Origin of the sequence: Aminiphilus circumscriptus DSM 16581, assembly GCF_000526375.1 — a bacterium.
GTDB classification, from domain to species: Bacteria; Synergistota; Synergistia; order Synergistales; family Aminiphilaceae; genus Aminiphilus; species Aminiphilus circumscriptus.
Genome location: NZ_JAFY01000002.1, coordinates 505,428 through 524,041 on the forward strand (window position 1 = coordinate 505,428; position 18,614 = coordinate 524,041).

An 18,614-nucleotide genomic window follows, 5' to 3' on the forward strand; every position below is an offset into this window, starting at 1 on the left:
AGCATATAACTTCCATATTGTGGAATTTTGTTGGACCGGAAACAGCGTTTCGCACGAGAGGGCTTTTTTCGGAAAACGATGCAGAAGGGAGGGGGAAAGGAAGGACCACGCGGAGGAGTTGAGGCATGGGTGGCCGGCGCCGCAGTCTGACGCGACAAGGGAGACGGAAAGGTTCTTCTGTCCGCGAGCGCTATGGGGATGTTGTGAGACGTTCTGGGTTGTTTGATGTTTTTCGAGAGGGTATGGGAGGTGTTCTTCGTGAAGAAATGTGCGATTCTTCTCAGTCTGATGATGCTCCTCGTTCTCTCCGCCTGTGCCGGTGCGGAGGAATTCGTCCGGATCGGCACGAGCAGTGTGGGAGGCGGCTTCTATCAGATAGGCAACGTCATCGCCCAGCTTGGCGCGAAAGTCATGCCCGAGGTGAATTTCACCGCCGTCACGGGAGGCTCCATCAAAAACTGCATCAACCTGGACAAGAAAGAGGTCGAGCTCGGCATCGTCCAATCGGGAACACTGCTCGAGGCCGTTCAGGGCGTCGGCTCCTTCGAGGGGAAGCCGATCACGTCGCTCCGGTACATTACGGCCATCTATCCCATGCCCTGCCATATTTTGGTGAACCTCGACGCGGGAATCACCTCCGTAGCGGACATGAGGGGGAAACGCATCGACTTCGGTCCCGTAGGGGGCGGTATCGAGGTGAACACGGCCCAGATTCTCGACATTTTCGGCATCACGCCCAAGGACGTGAAGGTGGAGCGTTTCGGCAGATCCGAAGTTGCGGAGGCCATGAAGACGGGCACGTCGGACGCGCACATCTGGGCCACGAACGCGCCGAATGCGGAGGTGACGGACATGATCACCTCCGGCAAGGTGGGGCTCATCGGCATCGAGCCGGAGAAAATCAACGAGATCGTGCAGAAATATCCGTCCTTCGCCGCGGACATGATCCCCGCGAAGAGCTATGCGGGACAGGACGGGGACCTCTTCACCGTTGCCGCCGTGGGTGCTCTCGTGGCAGGCGCGGACATGAGCGACGAACTGGCCTACAAAATCACGAAAATGCTCTATGAAAACGAGGCGTTCCTGAAGGAGCGGCACAAGTATTTCGCGAACTTCTCTCTTCAGAAGGCCCTCGACGGGCGATGCATTCCCATCCATCCCGGCGCGGAGAAATTCTACCGCGAGAAGGGGCTTCTGAAGTAGCGACGACGGCTTGGGAGGGATACATGTCGCTGCCGACGCGGGGCGGGGCGGAACTCCTTTTCCGTCTCTCCGGTTTCACCCGCTCCGTCCGTTTCTGTAGGATGTCATGGAGGAATGAACGATGATCGGAACGCCAAACGACGGTTCCGCGCAAATGGTCTCTTCGGAAAAAAAAACCGGGGCGGAGGAAGCGCTCCTTCGCCGGGCCCGTGAAGTACGTGGTCACTGCGCTCACGGTGCTTCTCGCCGTCTTCCATCTCTACACGGCGTTCTTCGGGCTCTTTCCTTCGATGCAGCAACGGAGCTTCCACATCGCCTTCGTGCTGGCGCTGATTTTTCTCCTGTATCCGGCGACCTCCCGTTCTCCCATGGAGCGGCCTTCGCCGCTCGACTGGATCTGTGCCGGCCTCGGGGCGTTCTGTTCTCTCTACGTGTTCTTCAACTACGACGCCATCGCCTCCAGGGCGGGCATGTATCTGGACTACGAGATCTATCTGGGGATCGTGTTCACGGCGCTCGTCTTCGAGGCGGCCCGAAGAACCCTGGGTAATGTCATGCCCGTCTTCTGCAGTCTGTTCCTGCTCTTCGCCTATTTCGGAAGGTCTCTGCCGGGACCGCTCCGGCACTTCGGGCTCTCCATCCCCCGCATCGTGGAGGAACTCTACCTCACCACGGACGGACTTTTCGGCCTCGTGGCGGGCGTGTCGGCCACGTACATCTTTCTCTTCATCCTCTTCGGGGCCTTTCTGGACTCCACGAAGACGTCCACGTTCTTCAACGATTTCTCCATGGCTCTCACAGGGCACATGAAGGGCGGTCCCGCACGGATCGCCGTACTGGCCAGCGCACTCATGGGGACCATCAGCGGCAGCACCTCCGCGAACGTGGCCACCACGGGGGCCTTCACCATTCCCCTGATGAAACGGGTGGGTTTTCAACCTCACTACGCAGGAGCGGTCGAGGCCGCGGCCTCGACGGGAGGACAGATCATGCCTCCCGTCATGGGGGCGGCGGCGTTCATCATCGCCGATGCTCTGGGGGTTCCCTACATGAAGGTTCTCCTGGCGGCCATCGTGCCGGCACTGCTCTACTTCTGGGGTATCTGGTGTGCGCTGGGTATCGAGGCGGACAAGCTGGGAATCAGGGGCCTGGACCGTTCCCAGCTCCCACGGCTGCGGGACGTGCTTTTTCGGGACGGCTACAAGGCGATTCCTTTGGCGGTGATCATCTATTTTCTGCTCCGTGGCTACAATCCCCTTTACGCTGCCTGTTGGGGCATCGGTGCCGCCGTGGTCTTCAGCTATGTGCGAAAGGAGAGCCGTCTCGATCTGAAGGGGTTGGTGGCGACGCTCGAAGCGGGATCGAAAACGGCCCTTTCCGTTGCCATCGCCTGTACCATCGTGGGTGTGGTCATCGGCATGATGGGTGCCACGGGGGTGGCCCTCAAGATCGGCGACGTGGTACTCGCCGTGACGCAGGGACGGTTCTTCCCCACCCTGGTGGTCACCATGATTCTCGCGGTGATCTTCGGCATGGGCATGCCCACAACGGCGAGCTACGTCATGACCAGTGCGGTGGCCGCTCCGGCTCTCATCCTGCTTGGGTCGGAACCTCTGGACGTGCACATGTTCGTGTTCTATTTCGCCGCCCTTTCCTCCATCACGCCCCCGGTCTGCGTCGGAGCCTACACCGCGGCGGGCATTGCCGGATCGGATCCCAACAGAACGGCGTTCACGTCGGTGAAGCTGGCACTCACAGGATTTCTGATTCCCTTCATTTTCATGTACTCCCCGGAGATTTTGCTCACCAATGTTGCCTCTCCGTGGGTCACCGGGCTCGCGGTGTTGAGCGCCTTCGCGGGGGTGTACGTTCTTGCCGTCGCCACCGAGGGATACCTGTTCTCCCCTCTGCTTTTCGTGGAGCGCCTGTGTTGTTTTGCCGCGGCGTTGTTCCTTCTTATGCCCGGATCCGCCACCGACGTGGTTGGTGTGGCGCTTTTCGGAGGAATTTTCATGTTTCAGAAATGGCGTGCGCGAAAAGGGGGCGAAAGCGGACGAGCCTGACCCGGGCAATTCCGCAGGTCTTTTTTCGCAAGGTTTTTCGAGGGCCGTGCCACATTCGGGACGTGCTCCATTCTCTCTGACGGAGGAGATTTCTCATGAAGACATCGACGAAACTCAAGGCACTCATTCAGCAGCGGAAGGCCCTGGTTGTTCCCGGAGCACACGATGTGATCTCCGCAAAGCTCATCGAAAAGACCGGTTTCGAGGCGCTCCAGGTCAGCGGCTTCGGCCTGGCCGCCACGTATCTCGGCCTGCCCGACATGGCTTTCATCACGTTCAGCGAAGTTCAGGCGTTCACGTTCAACATCATCAAGGCCGTGAAGATTCCCGTCATGGCCGATGCCGACACCGGATACGGCAACAGCATCAACGCCATGTTCGTCACCGAGGGCTTCATTCGCATCGGCGCGGCGGGCATGAACATCGAGGACCAGTATTTTCCCAAGCGGTGCGGCCATATGGAGGGAAAGCAGATCATCCCCACGGAGGAGATGGTTCTCAAAATCAAGGCCTGCGCGAAAGTGCGGAACGAACTCGATCCGGATTTCGTCATCAACGCCCGTACCGATGCCATCGCCGTCTCCGGCATCGACGAAGCGATCCGTCGGGGAAATGCCTATGCGGATGCCGGAGCGGACATGATCTTCGTCGAGGCTCCCAGAACCCGGGAGGATATCGTCAAGGCCGTGAAGGAGATCAAGGCTCCCGTGAGCATCAATCTCTTCGACAATGTGGAGGGAGGCAAGACTCCCCTTATTCCCGTGGAGGAGCTGCGCGAGATGGGAGTCGCTCGGGTGAGCATTCCCGTGGGCACGACCTTCGCCGCCTTCCGCGGCGTGGAGCGCTACCTTGAGGCCATCAAGGGCGGAGCGCTCGCGCCGGGACGGACCGATCTCGTCTCCTCCTTCGCGGAGTTCAAGGAGGTTGCGGGATACACTACCTTCCGGACCCTCGAAAAGGAGTTCCTTCCCAAGTTCGTGGACTGAGCGCAGACCGTCGCCCAGAGCGAGGGCGACACGCATTCCCACCGGTGACGCAGACGGCAGGCGGAGAGGAAGTCCCTCTCCGCCTGCCGTTTCGCTGGCGCGCTGTTCCCTCGCTTTCCAGAGCTTCGAAATTCCAGGATCCCCCCCTTGCCGTCACAGGATCCATTTGCGGCGGATGTTCCGAAGGCTCGCCGCGAAGAGCCCGATGCAGAAGGCGCCGAGGATGGTGAAGTCCAGCGAATAGGACATGGTGTTGGTTCCCGAGACGGCACCATGGAGAAGATCCGCACCGTAAGTGAGGGGAAGTGCGTAGGACAGGGGGCGGAGAAAAAGGGGCAACCGCTCCAGGGGAACGAAGAGACCGCAGAGGAAGAGCATGGGAAAACGGAAAAAGTTGGAAAAAGTCTGGGCCTCGAAGACCTCTCGCACGGCAACGGCGATGAAGAGCCCGAAGAAGGTGGAGACCACGGCGAGAAGGAGTACTGTGGGAGCGAAGATGCCCCACGCGACGGGGGGGAGAGTGATGAAAAAGCCCGCGAGAAGCACGGGGACGAAGGCACCCGCCACGCCGAAGAGGACCGCCCCTGCTGTCTTGGCGAGCATGAGCAGCTCAAGGGAGATGGGCGCCAGAAGGAGCCGGTCGAAGGCGCGCTCTTTCTTTTCGAAGGTCACCGTCACGGCCAGCATGGAGGTGCTGCCGAAGAGAACGGACACGGCCACGACGCCGGGCAGGACGGAGGGGAGATCCTCCATGCCCCTGCCGGAGCGCAGGAAGAACATGCCCGTCCAGGCGAGAGGAAAGAGAATTCCCCAGCTGATGTTGGGCGGTTTCAGGTAATAGGCCCGCATGTCCTTGACGAGGATGTTCCAGAAGGCGATCCACTGCTTCATGACGTTCCCCCCTTCGCTCCCGATTTCTCCTTTTCCCGGTGCAGTGCATCCGCCTCGATGCCCGTGATCTCCACGAAGACATCCTCAAGGGAGGGGCGGAGCCGTACCGCTTCGAGCACCTGGGCGCCGTGTTCTTCCAGAAGGCGCACGAGGGGACCGATGGCAACGGGCTGGTCCGCCTCGACGAGAAGCATGTCCTCGGCGGGACAGGAAAAGGTCAGATCGGGAAAGACTGGTGGAAGGATGTCGACAACCTCTCCGGAAAGACCGCCGCAGCAAACCCGCAGGCGATGCCGCTTTTGGAGAGGCGTGAGGAGGTGCTCCACCGAGTCGATGCGGATGATGCGCCCTTTTACCAGAAAGGCGATGCGGTCGCAGAGGCGCTCCGCCTCCTCGATGTAGTGGGTTGTGAGAAAAAGGGTCGTTCCGTCGCGATGGAGATCCGCCAGAATGCGACGGATCTGCCGGGCGCTGGCTACGTCGATTCCCGTGGTGGGTTCGTCGAGAAAGAGGATTTCCGGTTTGTGGAGAAGCCCCGCAGCGATGGTGAGTTTGCGTTTCATTCCTTTGGAATAGCCTCCGAAGAGGCGATGCCCCGCCTCGGCGAGGCCGAAGATCTCCAGGAGCTCTCCGGCACGGTGTCGGCGCTCCGTCTTGCCCATGCCGTAGAGCGCACCGCAGAAGGCGAGGTTGTCGAATCCGGACAATTCCGGATAGAGATTGCTCTCGTCGGAGACGACGCCGAGAAGGTGCTGGGCGGCCTTGGGGTTTCGTGTACAGTCGAGTCCGCCCACTCGGATCGTTCCGGCGTCAGGGCGCGCAAGCCCCGTGAGAAGGTTGATGGTGGTCGTCTTTCCCGCTCCGTTGGGGCCGAGGAAGCCGAAAAATTCACCCCGGCGGACCGAGAAGGACACGTCCGCCAGGGCCTGTACGTCTCCGAATCGCTTGCGCAGCCCTGAGGCGACCAGAACGTCCGTCATCACGAAAGGGGCTTTTCGTCCTCGTTGCAGATACAGGGATGGGGCTTTTCGTCGCCGTGACACTCCCGTATCCGTTCGGGCGAACATTCTCCGGGTTTGCCCTTCAGATGCTCAGGTTTTCTGCAGCAGCATTCCTTCTCACACATGGTCATTCTCCTTTCCCGAGGGGGTTGCCCTCATCAAGTGCTTTTTGCGCCGTTGAGACGGCGATGCCGTAATGTCCCTCTTCCGGAGGAGCTGCGCCGAAAAGTTCGAGTGCCGTGCCCCGCCATGCCGCTAGCGTCTCCTCGTTGATGGCGTAATGGACGAAATAGCCGCGCTTGTCCGCCCGGACGAGCGCAGCGGCCCGAAGGATCCGCAGATGTTGGGACACCGCCGCGGGGGTGATGGACAAAGCTCGGGCGAGGGCGTTGACGCAGAGCGGACGCTGTCTGAGAAGGGCGATCATCCGCACCCTTGTCTCCACGGAAAGCACTTTGAAAAGAGCGGCCAATTCCTCCGGAGTCGTCATGGTGCCTCCTTTTTATTTAAGTATCAACGCAGATACTTTAAATCTCCTCTCTTCATCTGTCAAGGAGGGTGATGAGGTTCGCATTCGCGCTCTTCCCAATTGAAGGACGCACAGAAACCGTTTTTTTACGAACGAATCGAGAGAGTCAAGCAAAAAGGCCCCGAGGCCGGAAAGCCCGGACTCGGAGCCTGCGTTCATCTCCATGTGGACACGTAAAATTTCTTGAGCGCTTCGGAAGACCAAGGATAGATCGATAACACACAAGATCTCTCGCACAAGTGCGAGGAACGGATCAAAGGGACTTGATCGTCCCCCCTCATTTTTTGCATGTCATGCCTTCCGAGAGAAGAAGGAAGAAGGTGCGTCTCATCGTTGCCGGACGAACAACATACGGCTGCGGTCTGGCTCGGCTCGAATTCCGGCGTTCATCGCTTCAGCAGCCGCGACACGGCGTCCCGGATCTCCTGAACTTCCTTTCCAGATTCCACCGCCAACTCCTTGAGCGGACGGTCGAGGGAGGATTCTTGCGGCCAGTGTGCCTCGGCGAGGATGGCTGCGGGGTCGAGTCCGAAGGTGGACCCTACGTCGAGAAGGGTCATGGAACCCCGGACGCTGTCAGGGCTTGACGGAGGAGTGGAGGTACTTCCGGGTTGTCCCGTAGTTTGTCCCTGCGAGGTTTCCCTGGACTCCAGGGAGGTGAAATAGGCGACGAGAGCATTCTTGACGGCCTCGTCGTTCACGCCGTCGAGTTTTTTCATGGACACGTCCCTGGGAGTGTCGTCGGGAAGTTCCGCTAGGGCGAGAACCTGTTCCACCGGCAGTCCGACGGTTTTTGCCGCCTGCTCGAAGGTCATCCAGCCGAAGACGCCCTCCACGGAACGGACCCCCGTGAGCGTACCCTCCGGCGGCGCGTAGAAGGTCGCCCAGTGTCCCGTCACTTTTGCGGTGCCGTAGGCACCAAAGAAAAAGAAAAGCCCCACGAGTCCCACCGTCAGGGTGGAAAAACGGCAGGGCGGTTTTTCCGGCTTTCCGGGAGCGGCGAATTCCAGCGTGCGCGGAACAGGACAGGCGGCGATGCAGCGCCCGCAGGCAATGCATTCGCTGCTCACAGTTCGGACCGTTGTCATCGGATCGAGACGCACCGGGCAGGTCCACGTGCAGGCGGCGCAGGAGATGCATGTCGTCTCGTTCCGCTGGATCTTGGCGAGTCCGAGTTTCTGGAGCGGAGCCAGGAGTGCGCCGAGGGGACAGAGGTAGCGGCACCAGAAACGCTCGATCCAAAGAGAGGCGAGGAGCACGGCTCCGAAGAGGACTCCGTAGGCCCAGGGGCGCTCGAGAACACCCGCCCACCCTTCCGTGGCATGCATGGCCGCCACCCAGGGATCGACATCGCGCCAGGCGAGCGATCCTGTGCGCCAGGCAAGTCCCACCACGACCGCGAGAACAAGGTATTTCAGCGCACGCAGTGAACGATCCACTGCCTCGGGAAGTTCCCTGCGCCGGATGCCCAGCCTTCTTCCCAGGGTCGCGCTCCACTCTCCCAGGGTGCCGAGGGGGCAGATCCAGCCGCAGAAGACGCGCCCCACGAGAAGTCCTCCCAGCACGATTCCCGCGAGGAGGACCAAGGTGCTCGGGGCAGTGCGGCGGAGCCAGTCTCCGGAGGTAAAAACACTGTACAGGCTCTCGACGAAGCCGAGGGGGCAGTAGGCATCCACACTCCCCACTCCCTGGGGGCCACCCCCAGAACCTGATGACGCCATCCAATCCACATGAGAAAGGCGAAAAAGCTCCCCTGTACGGCGTAGCGAAGCCATTGGGTCCGTTTCTCCGTCATTGTCGTTTTCCTCCTCTCAATGTTTCTTCTTATCAGCACTATGCTATTTCGGAGGTAATACATGCCTTTGTTTTTAAGCATACTCCTCTGGGGAACGCGAGAACAGGGGGAAACACTCTAATTCCGTGTTACAATAAATGATATTCCATATCATTTGACGTGCGGCGAGGTGACGCTCCATGGCGATCTATCTGAACAATGCGGCCACCACCTGGCCCAAGCCACCCGAAGTGGCCGAGGCCGTGACGGCTTTTCTCGTCGAAGGGGGGGCGAATTTGGCGAGGGGAAGTGCCTCCAAGCGCGATCTGGGCACACTGGATCTGGTGACTACCTGCCGCGAGGAGCTGGCTTCCTTTTTCGGCGGCTACGAAAAGGGCGATCCGCGGTACGTGACCTTCACGGGAAACGTGACGGAAGCCCTGAATCTGGTTCTCAAGGGGTTCTGCAAGCCTGGCATGACGGTGCTCACCACTTCCATGGAGCACAACGCGGTGATCCGCCCTCTGCGACGGCTTCAGGAGGAGCGCGGCCTGGAGGTGAACGTCCTTCCCTGCGACGACGAGGGATTTCTTCGCCTCGAAGAGCTGGAGTACCGCCTCGGCGAGGGGGCGGACCTGATGGTGCTGAGTCACGCGAGCAACGTCTGCGGCGCCGTGCAGGACCTGGAGGAGGTGGCATCCCTCTGTTTCCGGAACGGAGTGCCTCTGGTGCTCGATGCGGCCCAGACGGGGGGCGAAACTCCCCTTTCGGCGTCGTCGCTGAACCTGGCGGCTCTCTGTTTTACCGGACACAAGAGTCTGTTGGGACCTCCGGGCATCGGGGGTGTGGTCTGGCGACCGGACTTCGCCCGGGAAGTCCTTCCCCTGCTGGACGGAGGAACGGGGAGCTTCTCCGCGGAGGAGCGGCAGCCCCTTGTGCTTCCGGACAAGTTCGAGGCGGGAACGCCGAACCTGCTGGGGGTGGCGGGGCTTCTCGCGGCGCTGCGGGAGGTACGGGGCGATGCCATGGCGGCCCGGAGGGCCCGGAAGAAAGACCTCGGAGAGATGCTGCGGCAGGAGCTGACGCGGATTCCCGGATGCCGCATCGCCGGAGGCGGGAACGACCCGGAGCGGCGGTTGTCCGTGGTGGCCCTCAACGTGGACGGATGGGACAACGGCACCCTCGCCTTCGAGCTCGCGGAGCGGTGGGGCATCGAAACCCGTCCCGGTCTCCACTGCGCTCCCCTGGCGCATCGGACGCTGGGGACCTTTCCGGGAGGGGCATTGCGCCTCTCCCCGGGGGTCTTTACCGAGGAGAGGGAGCTGCGGGTCTGCCTTGAGGGGCTGGCGACTCTTGCGAAGGAGCGACGCTGACGGAGTGGAACTGCAAAGGAGGTTTTCTCCGGAAAGCGGATTCCGATCCTGGAAAAAAGAGGAAGCGCAGTGCACACATCCCGTCCGGGGAGATCTTTCCGGACGGGATGTGTCTTTTCAGCAGTTTTCCAGGACGTAGCGCTCCAGAGCGAGGGCGACGCCGTCCTCGTCATTGGATGTCGTCACCGCGTCGGCGGCATCTTTGAGGGATTGTCTGGCGTTGTCCATGGCCACGCGGAACCCCGCGGCCTCGAAGAGTTGCAGGTCGTTCTCCGAATCGCCGATGGCAAGGGTTTCCTCCCGGGAGACGCCGAGGCGTTTGGCGAGGAGTGCCAGGGATTTTCCTTTGTTCACCTCCGGGGAGGCCATGTCCAGGAAGAGCGGGTTGGAAATGGCCGCGAAGAGGCGATCCCCGAAATGGGCCTTCACGCTGTCCCGCATGAGAAGGATCTGCTCCTCGTCGTCGGCGATGGCCAGGAGCTTTGTGGGTGCATCCTGGGGAACATAGAGTTCGAAGCCGAGGGGAACCGGGTCGGTGAAGGCGAGGTTGCCATAATACCGGGATTTGTCGTTCTCCGTGTCCACGTAGAGCACGTCCCGGATGTAGCTTTGGATGTACCAGTGCCGCTCCCGGAAAAAGCGAAGGACTTCCTTGGCCAGATCGAGATCCATGGGATGATGGAAGATGGTTTCTCCCGTTCGGGCCGTGCGGATCAGTGCGCCGTTGTAGGTGATGAGCGGCGCGTCGAGCCCGAGAGTCTCCGCCACGGGCGAGGTGGAACGGAACATGCGCCCCGTGGCGATGGTGAGCGTGACTCCCGCCTCGCCGCAGGCCCGGGCGGCGGCGAGGGTACGGGAGGAGACGGTATTGTCCGACCGGAGGAGCGTACCGTCCAGATCGATGGCGACAAGTTTGTACTTTTGGGATGTGCATGCGTGGGTCATGAAAGTCCTCCTTGGATCGCGTCGACGCCCTTTCCGGATGCACACACACCGCCGCTCCGGTGAAACCTCACCGGAGCGGCGGTGGACGAGAGAAGGGGTTCTCGTCGAACGCGGACCGAAATGATTACATCAAGTGTACTCTTTTTTCGTTCATAACTCCAGTACAGCCCCGCGGGCACCGCTGGTGACGAAATGACGGTAGCGGTTGAGGAAGGGGCTGTCCACGGGCTGCAGCTTTGGTGTCCAGGATGTCCTGCGGACGGCGAGTTCTTCTTCGGAGACGAGTAGCTCCAGCGTTCTCGCCGGAATGTCGATCCGGATGCGGTCTCCGTCCTTCACGAGGGCGATGGGACCGCCCGCCGCCGCTTCGGGGGAGATGTGCCCGGTGCAGGAACCCCGGGTGGCGCCGGAAAAGCGTCCGTCGGTGAGAAGGGCCACGCTCTTGTCGAGTCCCATGCCCGCCAGGGCGGAGGTGGGGGTGAGCATCTCCCGCATGCCCGGCCCTCCCTTGGGGCCTTCGCAGCGGATGACCACCACGTCGCCGGAGCGGATCTCCCCTTTCAGAATCGCCTGCGTGACCTCGTCCTCGGAGTCGAAGACCCGGGCGGGGCCCTCGTGGCGGAGCATTTCCGGGGCCACGGCGGACTGCTTCACCACCGCGCCGTCGGGGGCGAGGTTCCCCTTGAGGATGGCGATGCCCCCCTCGGCGTGATAGGGGTCGCTCAGGGGGCGGATCACCGTGGGATCCAGCACCCGTGCGTTCACCACGTTTTCGCCGCAGGTGCGCCCCGTGACGGTGAGGCATTCGCCGGAGATCTTTCCCGCCGCGAGGAGCTGTGCCATGACCGCCTGGACTCCTCCCGCGGCGGCGAGGTCCTGAATGTGATGGGATCCGCCGGGGCTCATGCTGCAGATGTGGGGGACGATGCGGCCGATCTCGTCGAAGCGTTCGAGAGGAAGGGTCACATCCGCAGCCCAGGCGATGGCGGGAAGGTGCAGCGCCGTGTTCGTGGAGCCTCCGAGGGCCATATCCACGGCGACGGCATTGTCGAAGGCATCTTTTGTCAGAATGTCCCTGGGGCGGATATTCCGCTCCACCAGCGTCATGACGGCGAGCCCCGCATCCTTGGCGAGGCGCTCCCGGGCGGCGGTGACGGCGGGAATGGTGCCGTTGCCGGGAAGGGCGAGCCCCAGTGCCTCCATCATGCAGTTCATGGTGTTGGCGGTGAACATGCCCGCGCAGGAACCGCATCCGGGGCAGGCGCAGTTCTCGATCTCTTCCAGCTCTTCGGCGGTCATGCGTCCCGCCGCGTGCTTTCCCACGGCCTCGAAGACGTTGGAGAGGTCGATGTCGCGCCCGCCGTGGCGTCCCGCCATCATGGGGCCGCCGCTCACGATGAGGGAGGGAATGTTGAGTTTCGCTGCCGCCATGGCCATGCCGGGAATGATCTTGTCGCAGTTCGTGACCATCACGAGGGCGTCCAGAGCGTGTCCCTGCACCATCACCTCGATGGAATCCATGATGAGTTCCCGGCTCGCCAGGGAGAATTTCATTCCGATGTGGTTCATGGCGATGCCGTCGCAGACGCCGATCACGGGGAATTCGAGAGGAAGCCCGCCTGCGGCGTAGACACCGGCCTTGACGGCCTCGACGAGACGTTCCAGGTGAACGTGGCCGGGAATGATGGAGTTGTAGGCGTTCACCACCCCGATCCAGGGACGGCGGATTTCCCAGTCCGTGTAGCCCGCCGCCTTCATGAGCGAGCGGTGCGGTGCCCGATGGGGCCCTTGTTTTGCGAGATCACTGCGCATGTCCGTTTCCCCCTTTGCAATGTGTAGAACGAGATTCCCCCAAGCCCCTGCCGCCCCTGCCTTTTCCGCGAAAGAATGAGCGGTTGCCTCCTCCGGACTGCGCGGTCAGAGAAGCAGCCGGGGAAGGAGGAGCGTGATCCCCGGCAGGTAGGTGACGAGAAGGAGCACCGCCACGAGGATGAGCACCATGGGCACGATGGCCCGGCTGATCTGCTCCAGGGTGAGCCCCGTGATGGCGCTGGCCACGTAGATGTTGATCGCCACGGGAGGTGTGGCCATGCCGATGGCCAGGCCGATGACGAGGATGAGCCCGAAGTGGATGGGGTCCACGCCGATCTTCTGGATGGTGGGGAGGAAGAGGGGCGTGAGGATGATGAGCGCCGATGCGGTCTCCATGAACATCCCCGCCAGGAGGATGATGATGTTCACCATGAGAAGGATCAACAGAGGGCGGTTGCCCGCCAGGTTCATGAGTGTTCCCGCCACGGCCTCGGGGATCTGGTAAAAAGCCAGCCCCCAGCCGAAGAGCTTTGCCGTGGCGATGATGAACATGATCAGGGACGAGGTGATCCCCGCGCCCACGACGATGCGGTAGAACTGTTTCCACGTGAGGCTCCGGTAGATGAGGAAGGCCACGAGAAGCGTGTAGTCCACGGCGATGGCCGCCGCCTCGGAGGGAGTGAAGATCCCCGAGAAGATGCCCCCGAGGATGATCACCGGAGTCAGCAGTCCCCACAGGGCGTTGCAGAAACGGCGCCACTTCTCAACTCCCGGTACGGGATCTCCCAGGGGATAGTCGTGCCGGTGGGCGATCCAGATGGCGTAGGCGATGAGCCCCGTTCCCATGAGCGCCCCGGGAAGGAAACCGCCGAGAAAGAGCTTTGCCACGGATTCTCCGGCGATGACCGCGTAGAGCACCATGGGAACGCTGGGAGGGATGACCACGCCGGTGGTGCCTGCGCTGGCGATGAGCGCCGAGGAGAAGCAGAGGTCGTACCCCTTGCGCTTGAGCGAAGGAAGAAGGGCCGACCCCACCGCCGCCGTGGTGGCTGCACCGGAGCCGGAGATGGCGGCGATGAACATGGAGGCCATGGTGGAGACGATGGAGAGCCCTCCCTTGATGCGTCCCAGGCCGCTTTCCGCAAAGGCCACGATGCGCTCCGAAATGCCGCCGCCGGCGAGGATGTCCCCGGCGAGAACGAAGAAGGGTACCGCCACGAGGGCGAAGGAGTTGTTTCCCTCGAAGAGGGTCTGGGGCACCATTTCCAGGGGAAAGCCGCTCGCCACGAAGGAGGCCAGCGCGGCGAGTCCGATGGCAAGACCGATGGGAACGCCCAGGAGCATGAGTAGAAGGAAACTGCCGCCGAGAAGAAGCCCCATGGTCATTCCTCCTGTGGAAGGCGTTTCGCCTTCCACAATGTCAGAAGTCCCGAGAGAAGATGAAGGATGATGATGCTGCCGAAAAGGGGGTACATGAAATAGACTCAGCTCATGGAGATGCCCAGGGCCGGCGTGGTCTGGGAACCCTCGGAGCGGACCAGCGCGGCGCCGTACCAAGCCACCACGGCGAAGAAGGTCACGCCAAGAATGTGCACGAGCAGGGCGAGGAGTCTCTGGAGCCCCTGGGGAAGGCGCTGCACCAGGAAGGTCACGGCCATATGACTGCCCCTTTTGAAGGCGCAGGCAGCTCCGACGAGGGATGCCAGGACGAGGAGAAAGCAGGTGAGTTCCTCCGACCAGGCGAGGGCGGTGAAGAAGAAACGGCAGACCACCTGAAGCGTGGTGACGGCGATCATGAGGAGCATGAGGAAGAAGAGGAAACACTCGCTCGCGTCGTTGATGCGGTCGCTGAGAAGAAGGAGGAGGGGGCGAGGCCCCTCCTCCCGGTTCGTCGCTGCAGTCATGACGCCCCTACTTGGTGTCCAGGATCTTCCGGATCAGCTCTTCGCCGAACTGGGGCCCGTACTGCGCGTACACGGATTCCACGGCCTTGCGGAAGGCCTCCGTGTCGGGGGTGGTGACTTCCATGCCGTTTTGCTTCACCAGCTCCAGCCATTCCGCCTCACTCTTGTTGTTCGACGCACGCTCGAACTCCGCGGCTTCCTGGGCGGCGCTCTTCACGAGTTCCTTCTGGGCGTCGGAGAGCTTGTCCCAGGTCTTCAGGCTCATGATGAAGGGTGCGGGGGCATAGGCGTGGCGCGTGAGCGCCAGGTGTTTCTGGGTCTCGTAGAGCTTGAAGGCCACGATGACGTTCAGGGGGTTCTCCTGCCCGTCCACGGTTCCCTGCTGAAGTGCCGTAAGGGCCTCCGTCCAGGCCATGGGGACCGCGTTGGCGCCGAGAGCCTTGAAGGAATCCACGTAGACGGGGTTTTGCATGACCCGGATCTTGAGATCCTTCACGTCCTCGGGAGTGTTGACGGCCCTCTTGTTGTTCGTCAGGTTCCGGAAGCCCCGCTCCGCGAAGGCGAGCCCCTTCCATCCCTGGGGCTCGAGAGCGGCGAGGAGTTCCTGGCCGATGGGGCCGTCCAGGACCTTGTAGGCATGCTCGGGATCCCGGAACAGGAAGGGCAGGTCGATGGCGCCGAAGGTGGGCACGAAGTTGATGATGGGACCGTTGGTGATGATGCCCATGTCCACCACGCCCATCTTCATGCGCTCCAGCAGGGTCCGCTCGTCGCCGAGCGTGGCGTTGGGGAAGAGTGTCACGGAGAGTTCTCCGCCGGAGCCCTTCTCCACAAGTTCCTTGAACTTCTCCGCCGCCAGGTGGAACGCGTCCTTTTCGTTCACCACGTGGGCGAGCTTGATCTCCGTCGCCGCGAGGGCGTTCCCCGCGAGGGCGAGCAGAAGACACGCGACGGTGCACAACAGCAGAAGACGTTTCATATCCCTACACCTCCTGAAAGATGAATGCCCTCCGACCGCAAGAGGAGAGGAAGGCGCACTTCTTCGGAAGCCGCCTTCCCCCGCGGACGGTGCATTTTCTATACCTCATCATCGTAGTGCCGTCAATGGAGAGTCCCGTTGACTTTTCTCCCGGGACATCTCCGGAAAAGAATGCGACGATCCGGCGGAAACGCCGCGCATCGAAGGATTCCGTTCGGTGCCTCCCCCTAAACGATGGTGTGGAGAAATTCATCCAGAGCCGCTCCGGCGGGGACCATGGGAAGGACCAGGTCCTTCTGGGGAATGCGGAAATCCGCCACCGCAGGTCCCTCGGTGTCGAAGAGCCACGAGACGGCCTCGGCCAGATCCGCATTCGAGTCCACCCGCCGGGCGGGAATGCCGAAAGCGCCGGCCAGTTTTTCCACGTCGTACCCCTCGGTGCGAGTGAAACTGTATCGCTCGTTCCAGAAAAGCTGTTGCCACTGCCGGACCATTCCCAGAGAGGCATTGTTGAACAGGGCGATCTTCACGGGCAGTCCGTAGCGGGCGACGGTGTCCAATTCCTGGCAGTTCATGAGGAAGCTGCCGTCTCCGGCGATGCACACCACCGGCGCTGGTCCCCGGGGCGTGCTTCGGGCGAGGGAGACGCCCACCGCGGCGGGAAGGCCGAAGCCCATGGTGCCGAGACCGCCGGAGGTGATGAAATTTCTGGGGATCTCGGTTGTCCAGTACTGGGCGGCCCACATCTGATGCTGTCCTACCTCGGTGACCACCGGCATATCCTTTCCCGCCCGCTCCCGAAGGGCCGCGAGAATGTTCCAGGGGGCGAGTTCCTCCCGGGGGAACGTGGACTGCAGCGGATAGGCCCGGCGCCACTCCGCGATGGCGGCGTGCCACGCCTCCCGATTCGCCTTCGTCCGTTCCCGGCCTTTCCTCTTTGTTCCTTCCAGAAGCAGGTCGAGCACTTTTTTCGCGTCTCCCACCAGGCGGTACGTGGCGGGAATGTTTTTGTCGATCTCCGCGGGATCCCGGTCGATGTGGAGAATCCGCGCTTTCGGGGCGTAGCGGTCCTTGCGTCCCGTGCTGCGTTCGCAGAACCGGGTTCCGACGCCGATCACGAGATCCGCGCCCGAGACGGCCAGGTTCGCCCAGGGCATGCCGTGCATTCCCACGAGCCCCAGGGAAAGAGGGTGTGTCTCTGGGAACGCTCCCTTGCCCATGAGGGAGTTGACCACGGGAATACCCTGCTCCTCCGCCAGACGAAGGAGGGAGTCCCAGGCCCCGCTGAGGATGACGCCGCCTCCCGCGATGAGAACGGGTCGGGACGCGGAGAGCAGTGCATCCAGGGCGAGGTCCAGATCGGCGAGATTTTCTTTTCCCTTGGGGTCGTAGCCGGGGAAAGAGATCTCCGGTGGATAGGCGAAGGCTCCGGAGGCACGCTGTACGTCCGCGGGGATGTCCACGAGGACCGGCCCAGGACGCCCCGACCCCGCGATGTGAAAAGCCCCCCGAAGAGCCCGCTGGAGGTCCTCCGTATTCTTCACGAAGAAGCTGTGTTTCACCATGGGAAGCGTGGCGCCGAAGATATCCGCCTCCTGAAAAGCGTCGGTGCCGATGAGGCTCGTCAGGACCTGCCCGGTAAGCACCACGAGAGGAACGGAGTCCATGGCGGCGTTGGCGATGCCCGTGACGAGATTCGTCGCTCCGGGGCCGGACGTGGCGATGCAGACTCCGGTTTTTCCCGAGGCGCGGGCGTATCCGTCGGCGGCGTGGCAGGCGGCCTGTTCGTGTCGTACAAGGACGTGTTTGAACTGTGCGTCGTAGAGCGCGTCGTAAAGTGTCACCACGGTGCCTCCGGGAATGCCGAAAACCACCTCCACTCCTTCCGCCTCAAGAGCCTTCACCACCATTCGGGCTCCGGTCATCGTCATGATCGTCTCTCCTCTCTTTTCTGGAGCGTTTTTCGGAGCTTTTCGCGGATCGTCTCCGTTCCGGCTACACTGCCGCCGCCACGGCGTCCCCGACGGCGCTGCAAGTGGCTCCGCCGCCGAACTCCGCGGGAAGCGTGGCCTTGTCGGCCTTGCCGAGGACGTTTTCCACGGCACTCTCGATTCTCGCCGCCGCTTCGGTCTCTCCGAGGGAAAAGAGCATGAGCCCAGCGGAGAGAATCGCCGCGAGCGGATTGGCCCTTCCCGTTCCTGCGATGTCCGGCGCGGAGCCGTGGACGGGCTCGAACATGCCGAGCCCCTTGCCGATGTTCGCCCCCGCGGCGACACCCAGTCCTCCCGCGATGCCCGCCAGGAGGTCGCTCACGATGTCTCCGAACATGTTGGGACAGAGAATGGTGTTGTACTTCCAGGGATTCCGCACCAGGTGGTAGCAGAGGGCGTCCACGTTGGCCACCTGGAAGTCCAGCCCCTGCCCGCGCACTTCGTCTCCGGCGATGGTCTCCCAGAAGCCGTAGATCTGGGGCAGGGCGTTGGATTTGGACGCCAGAAGAACGCTCTTTTCACCCCGGCGCCGTGCGGTGTCGCAGGCGTAGGCGGCGATGCGGCGCACGCCCTCTTCTGTGGCGAGGCCGAGCTGCACCGCCGCGTTCGTCTCGGGAGAAAAGGAAAGGGTCGTGGTGCCTTTGACGGAGTAGAGGTCCCGGGAGATCTCGACGGGAAAGGAGAGATCGCCCCCCCGTCCCTCGCCGCCGATGCCCATGTAGAAATCCTCCGTGTTTTCCCGGACCACCACGGTGTCGATGCGCTTTCCCTCGGGAATGGCCACGGGAAGGGGTGTGTTGGGAAAACTGCGGGCGGGGCGCAGATTCACGAACATGTCGTAGTGGAAGCGAAGCCGCAGCAGAATGCCCCGCTCGAGAAGGCCCGGCTTGACTCTGGGGTCGCCGATGGCGCCGAGGAGCACGGCCTGGCACTGTTCGAGTTCGCCGAGGACGGAGTCGGGAAAGATTTCCCCGGTGCGCAGATAGTGGTCCGCCCCGAAGGGATAGGGATGCCACTCCACACCGAAACCGCAGGTCTCTCCCGCGGCGTTCACCACTTTTTGCGCCTCGGCGGTGACTTCCTTGCCGATGCCGTCCCCGGGGATGACGGCGATTCTGTAGGATTTCGAGGTCGACTTCATGGATGCGTTTTCGCTCCTCTCG

At 62.2% G+C, this 18,614-nt stretch carries 15 protein-coding genes; 4 read left to right on the top strand and 11 right to left on the bottom strand.

Annotated elements, in window-relative coordinates; translation table 11 throughout:
* Positions 1-258: 258 nt before the first annotated feature.
* From K349_RS0103010 to K349_RS0103025, 3 genes are all read left to right on the top strand, one after another.
* On the top strand, positions 259-1,203 hold the full coding sequence (locus K349_RS0103010; RefSeq protein ID WP_169731297.1) for a TAXI family TRAP transporter solute-binding subunit: 945 nt from the start codon (positions 259-261) through the stop codon (positions 1,201-1,203).
* Between the two features lie 209 nt (positions 1,204-1,412).
* A complete protein-coding gene (locus tag K349_RS0103020) occupies positions 1,413-3,266 on the top strand; it encodes a TRAP transporter permease (protein WP_026368398.1) in 1,854 nt (617 codons plus the stop codon).
* A 95-nt stretch (positions 3,267-3,361) separates the two neighbouring features.
* Positions 3,362-4,252 (top strand): isocitrate lyase/PEP mutase family protein, encoded by an 891-nt coding sequence (locus K349_RS0103025; protein WP_026368399.1) that lies wholly within the window; start codon positions 3,362-3,364, stop codon positions 4,250-4,252.
* A 153-nt stretch (positions 4,253-4,405) separates the two neighbouring features.
* On the opposite strand, the gene K349_RS0103030 is transcribed toward K349_RS0103025, so the two are convergent.
* The 4 genes from K349_RS0103030 to K349_RS16225 form a co-directional block, all read right to left on the bottom strand.
* Positions 4,406-5,143 (bottom strand): ABC transporter permease, encoded by a 738-nt coding sequence (locus K349_RS0103030; protein ID WP_026368400.1) that lies wholly within the window; start codon positions 5,141-5,143, stop codon positions 4,406-4,408.
* A complete protein-coding gene (locus K349_RS0103035; RefSeq protein ID WP_026368401.1) occupies positions 5,140-6,123 on the bottom strand; it encodes an ABC transporter ATP-binding protein in 984 nt (327 codons plus the stop codon). Before K349_RS0103035 ends, K349_RS0103030 begins: the two co-directional genes overlap by 4 nt.
* Before the next feature lie 148 nt (positions 6,124-6,271).
* Entirely contained in the window at positions 6,272-6,634 is a 363-nt protein-coding gene (locus K349_RS16220; protein ID WP_026368402.1) for an ArsR/SmtB family transcription factor, read from the bottom strand.
* 425 nt (positions 6,635-7,059) lie between these two features.
* Positions 7,060-8,349 carry a 4Fe-4S binding protein gene (locus K349_RS16225; RefSeq protein WP_051464180.1) on the bottom strand — a complete coding sequence of 430 codons (1,290 nt, stop codon included), beginning with the start codon at positions 8,347-8,349 and terminating at the stop codon, positions 7,060-7,062.
* A 298-nt stretch (positions 8,350-8,647) separates the two neighbouring features.
* Here K349_RS16225 and K349_RS0103060 point away from each other — a divergent pair, with 298 nt between their 5' ends.
* Positions 8,648-9,820: an aminotransferase class V-fold PLP-dependent enzyme gene (locus tag K349_RS0103060; protein ID WP_026368403.1), complete on the top strand. Its 1,173-nt coding sequence runs from the start codon at positions 8,648-8,650 to the stop codon at positions 9,818-9,820.
* Positions 9,821-9,937: 117 nt separating this feature from the next.
* Here K349_RS0103060 and K349_RS0103070 read toward each other — a convergent pair whose 3' ends face one another.
* The 7 genes from K349_RS0103070 to K349_RS16235 all read right to left on the bottom strand — a co-directional run bounded on the left by K349_RS0103070 (position 9,938) and on the right by K349_RS16235 (position 18,592).
* Entirely contained in the window at positions 9,938-10,765 is an 828-nt protein-coding gene (locus K349_RS0103070; protein ID WP_026368404.1) for a Cof-type HAD-IIB family hydrolase, read from the bottom strand.
* 150 nt (positions 10,766-10,915) lie between these two features.
* Positions 10,916-12,577, bottom strand: coding sequence for a dihydroxy-acid dehydratase (gene ilvD / locus K349_RS0103075; RefSeq protein WP_026368405.1), 1,662 nt, complete (start codon positions 12,575-12,577; stop codon positions 10,916-10,918).
* Between the two features lie 105 nt (positions 12,578-12,682).
* Complete coding sequence (locus K349_RS0103080; RefSeq protein WP_026368406.1) at positions 12,683-13,957, bottom strand: TRAP transporter large permease; 1,275 nt, start codon at positions 13,955-13,957, stop codon at positions 12,683-12,685.
* A 104-nt stretch (positions 13,958-14,061) separates the two neighbouring features.
* Positions 14,062-14,481, bottom strand: coding sequence for a TRAP transporter small permease (locus K349_RS16230; protein ID WP_245587991.1), 420 nt, complete (start codon positions 14,479-14,481; stop codon positions 14,062-14,064).
* A gap of 7 nt (positions 14,482-14,488) precedes the next feature.
* Positions 14,489-15,460 carry a TRAP transporter substrate-binding protein gene (locus K349_RS0103090; protein ID WP_026368407.1) on the bottom strand — a complete coding sequence of 324 codons (972 nt, stop codon included), beginning with the start codon at positions 15,458-15,460 and terminating at the stop codon, positions 14,489-14,491.
* Positions 15,461-15,687: 227 nt separating this feature from the next.
* On the bottom strand, positions 15,688-17,391 hold the full coding sequence (gene ilvB / locus K349_RS0103095) for a biosynthetic-type acetolactate synthase large subunit (RefSeq protein WP_026368408.1): 1,704 nt from the start codon (positions 17,389-17,391) through the stop codon (positions 15,688-15,690).
* Positions 17,392-17,455: 64 nt separating this feature from the next.
* Positions 17,456-18,592 carry an isocitrate/isopropylmalate dehydrogenase family protein gene (locus K349_RS16235; RefSeq protein WP_034264214.1) on the bottom strand — a complete coding sequence of 379 codons (1,137 nt, stop codon included), beginning with the start codon at positions 18,590-18,592 and terminating at the stop codon, positions 17,456-17,458.
* Positions 18,593-18,614 lie beyond the last annotated feature (22 nt).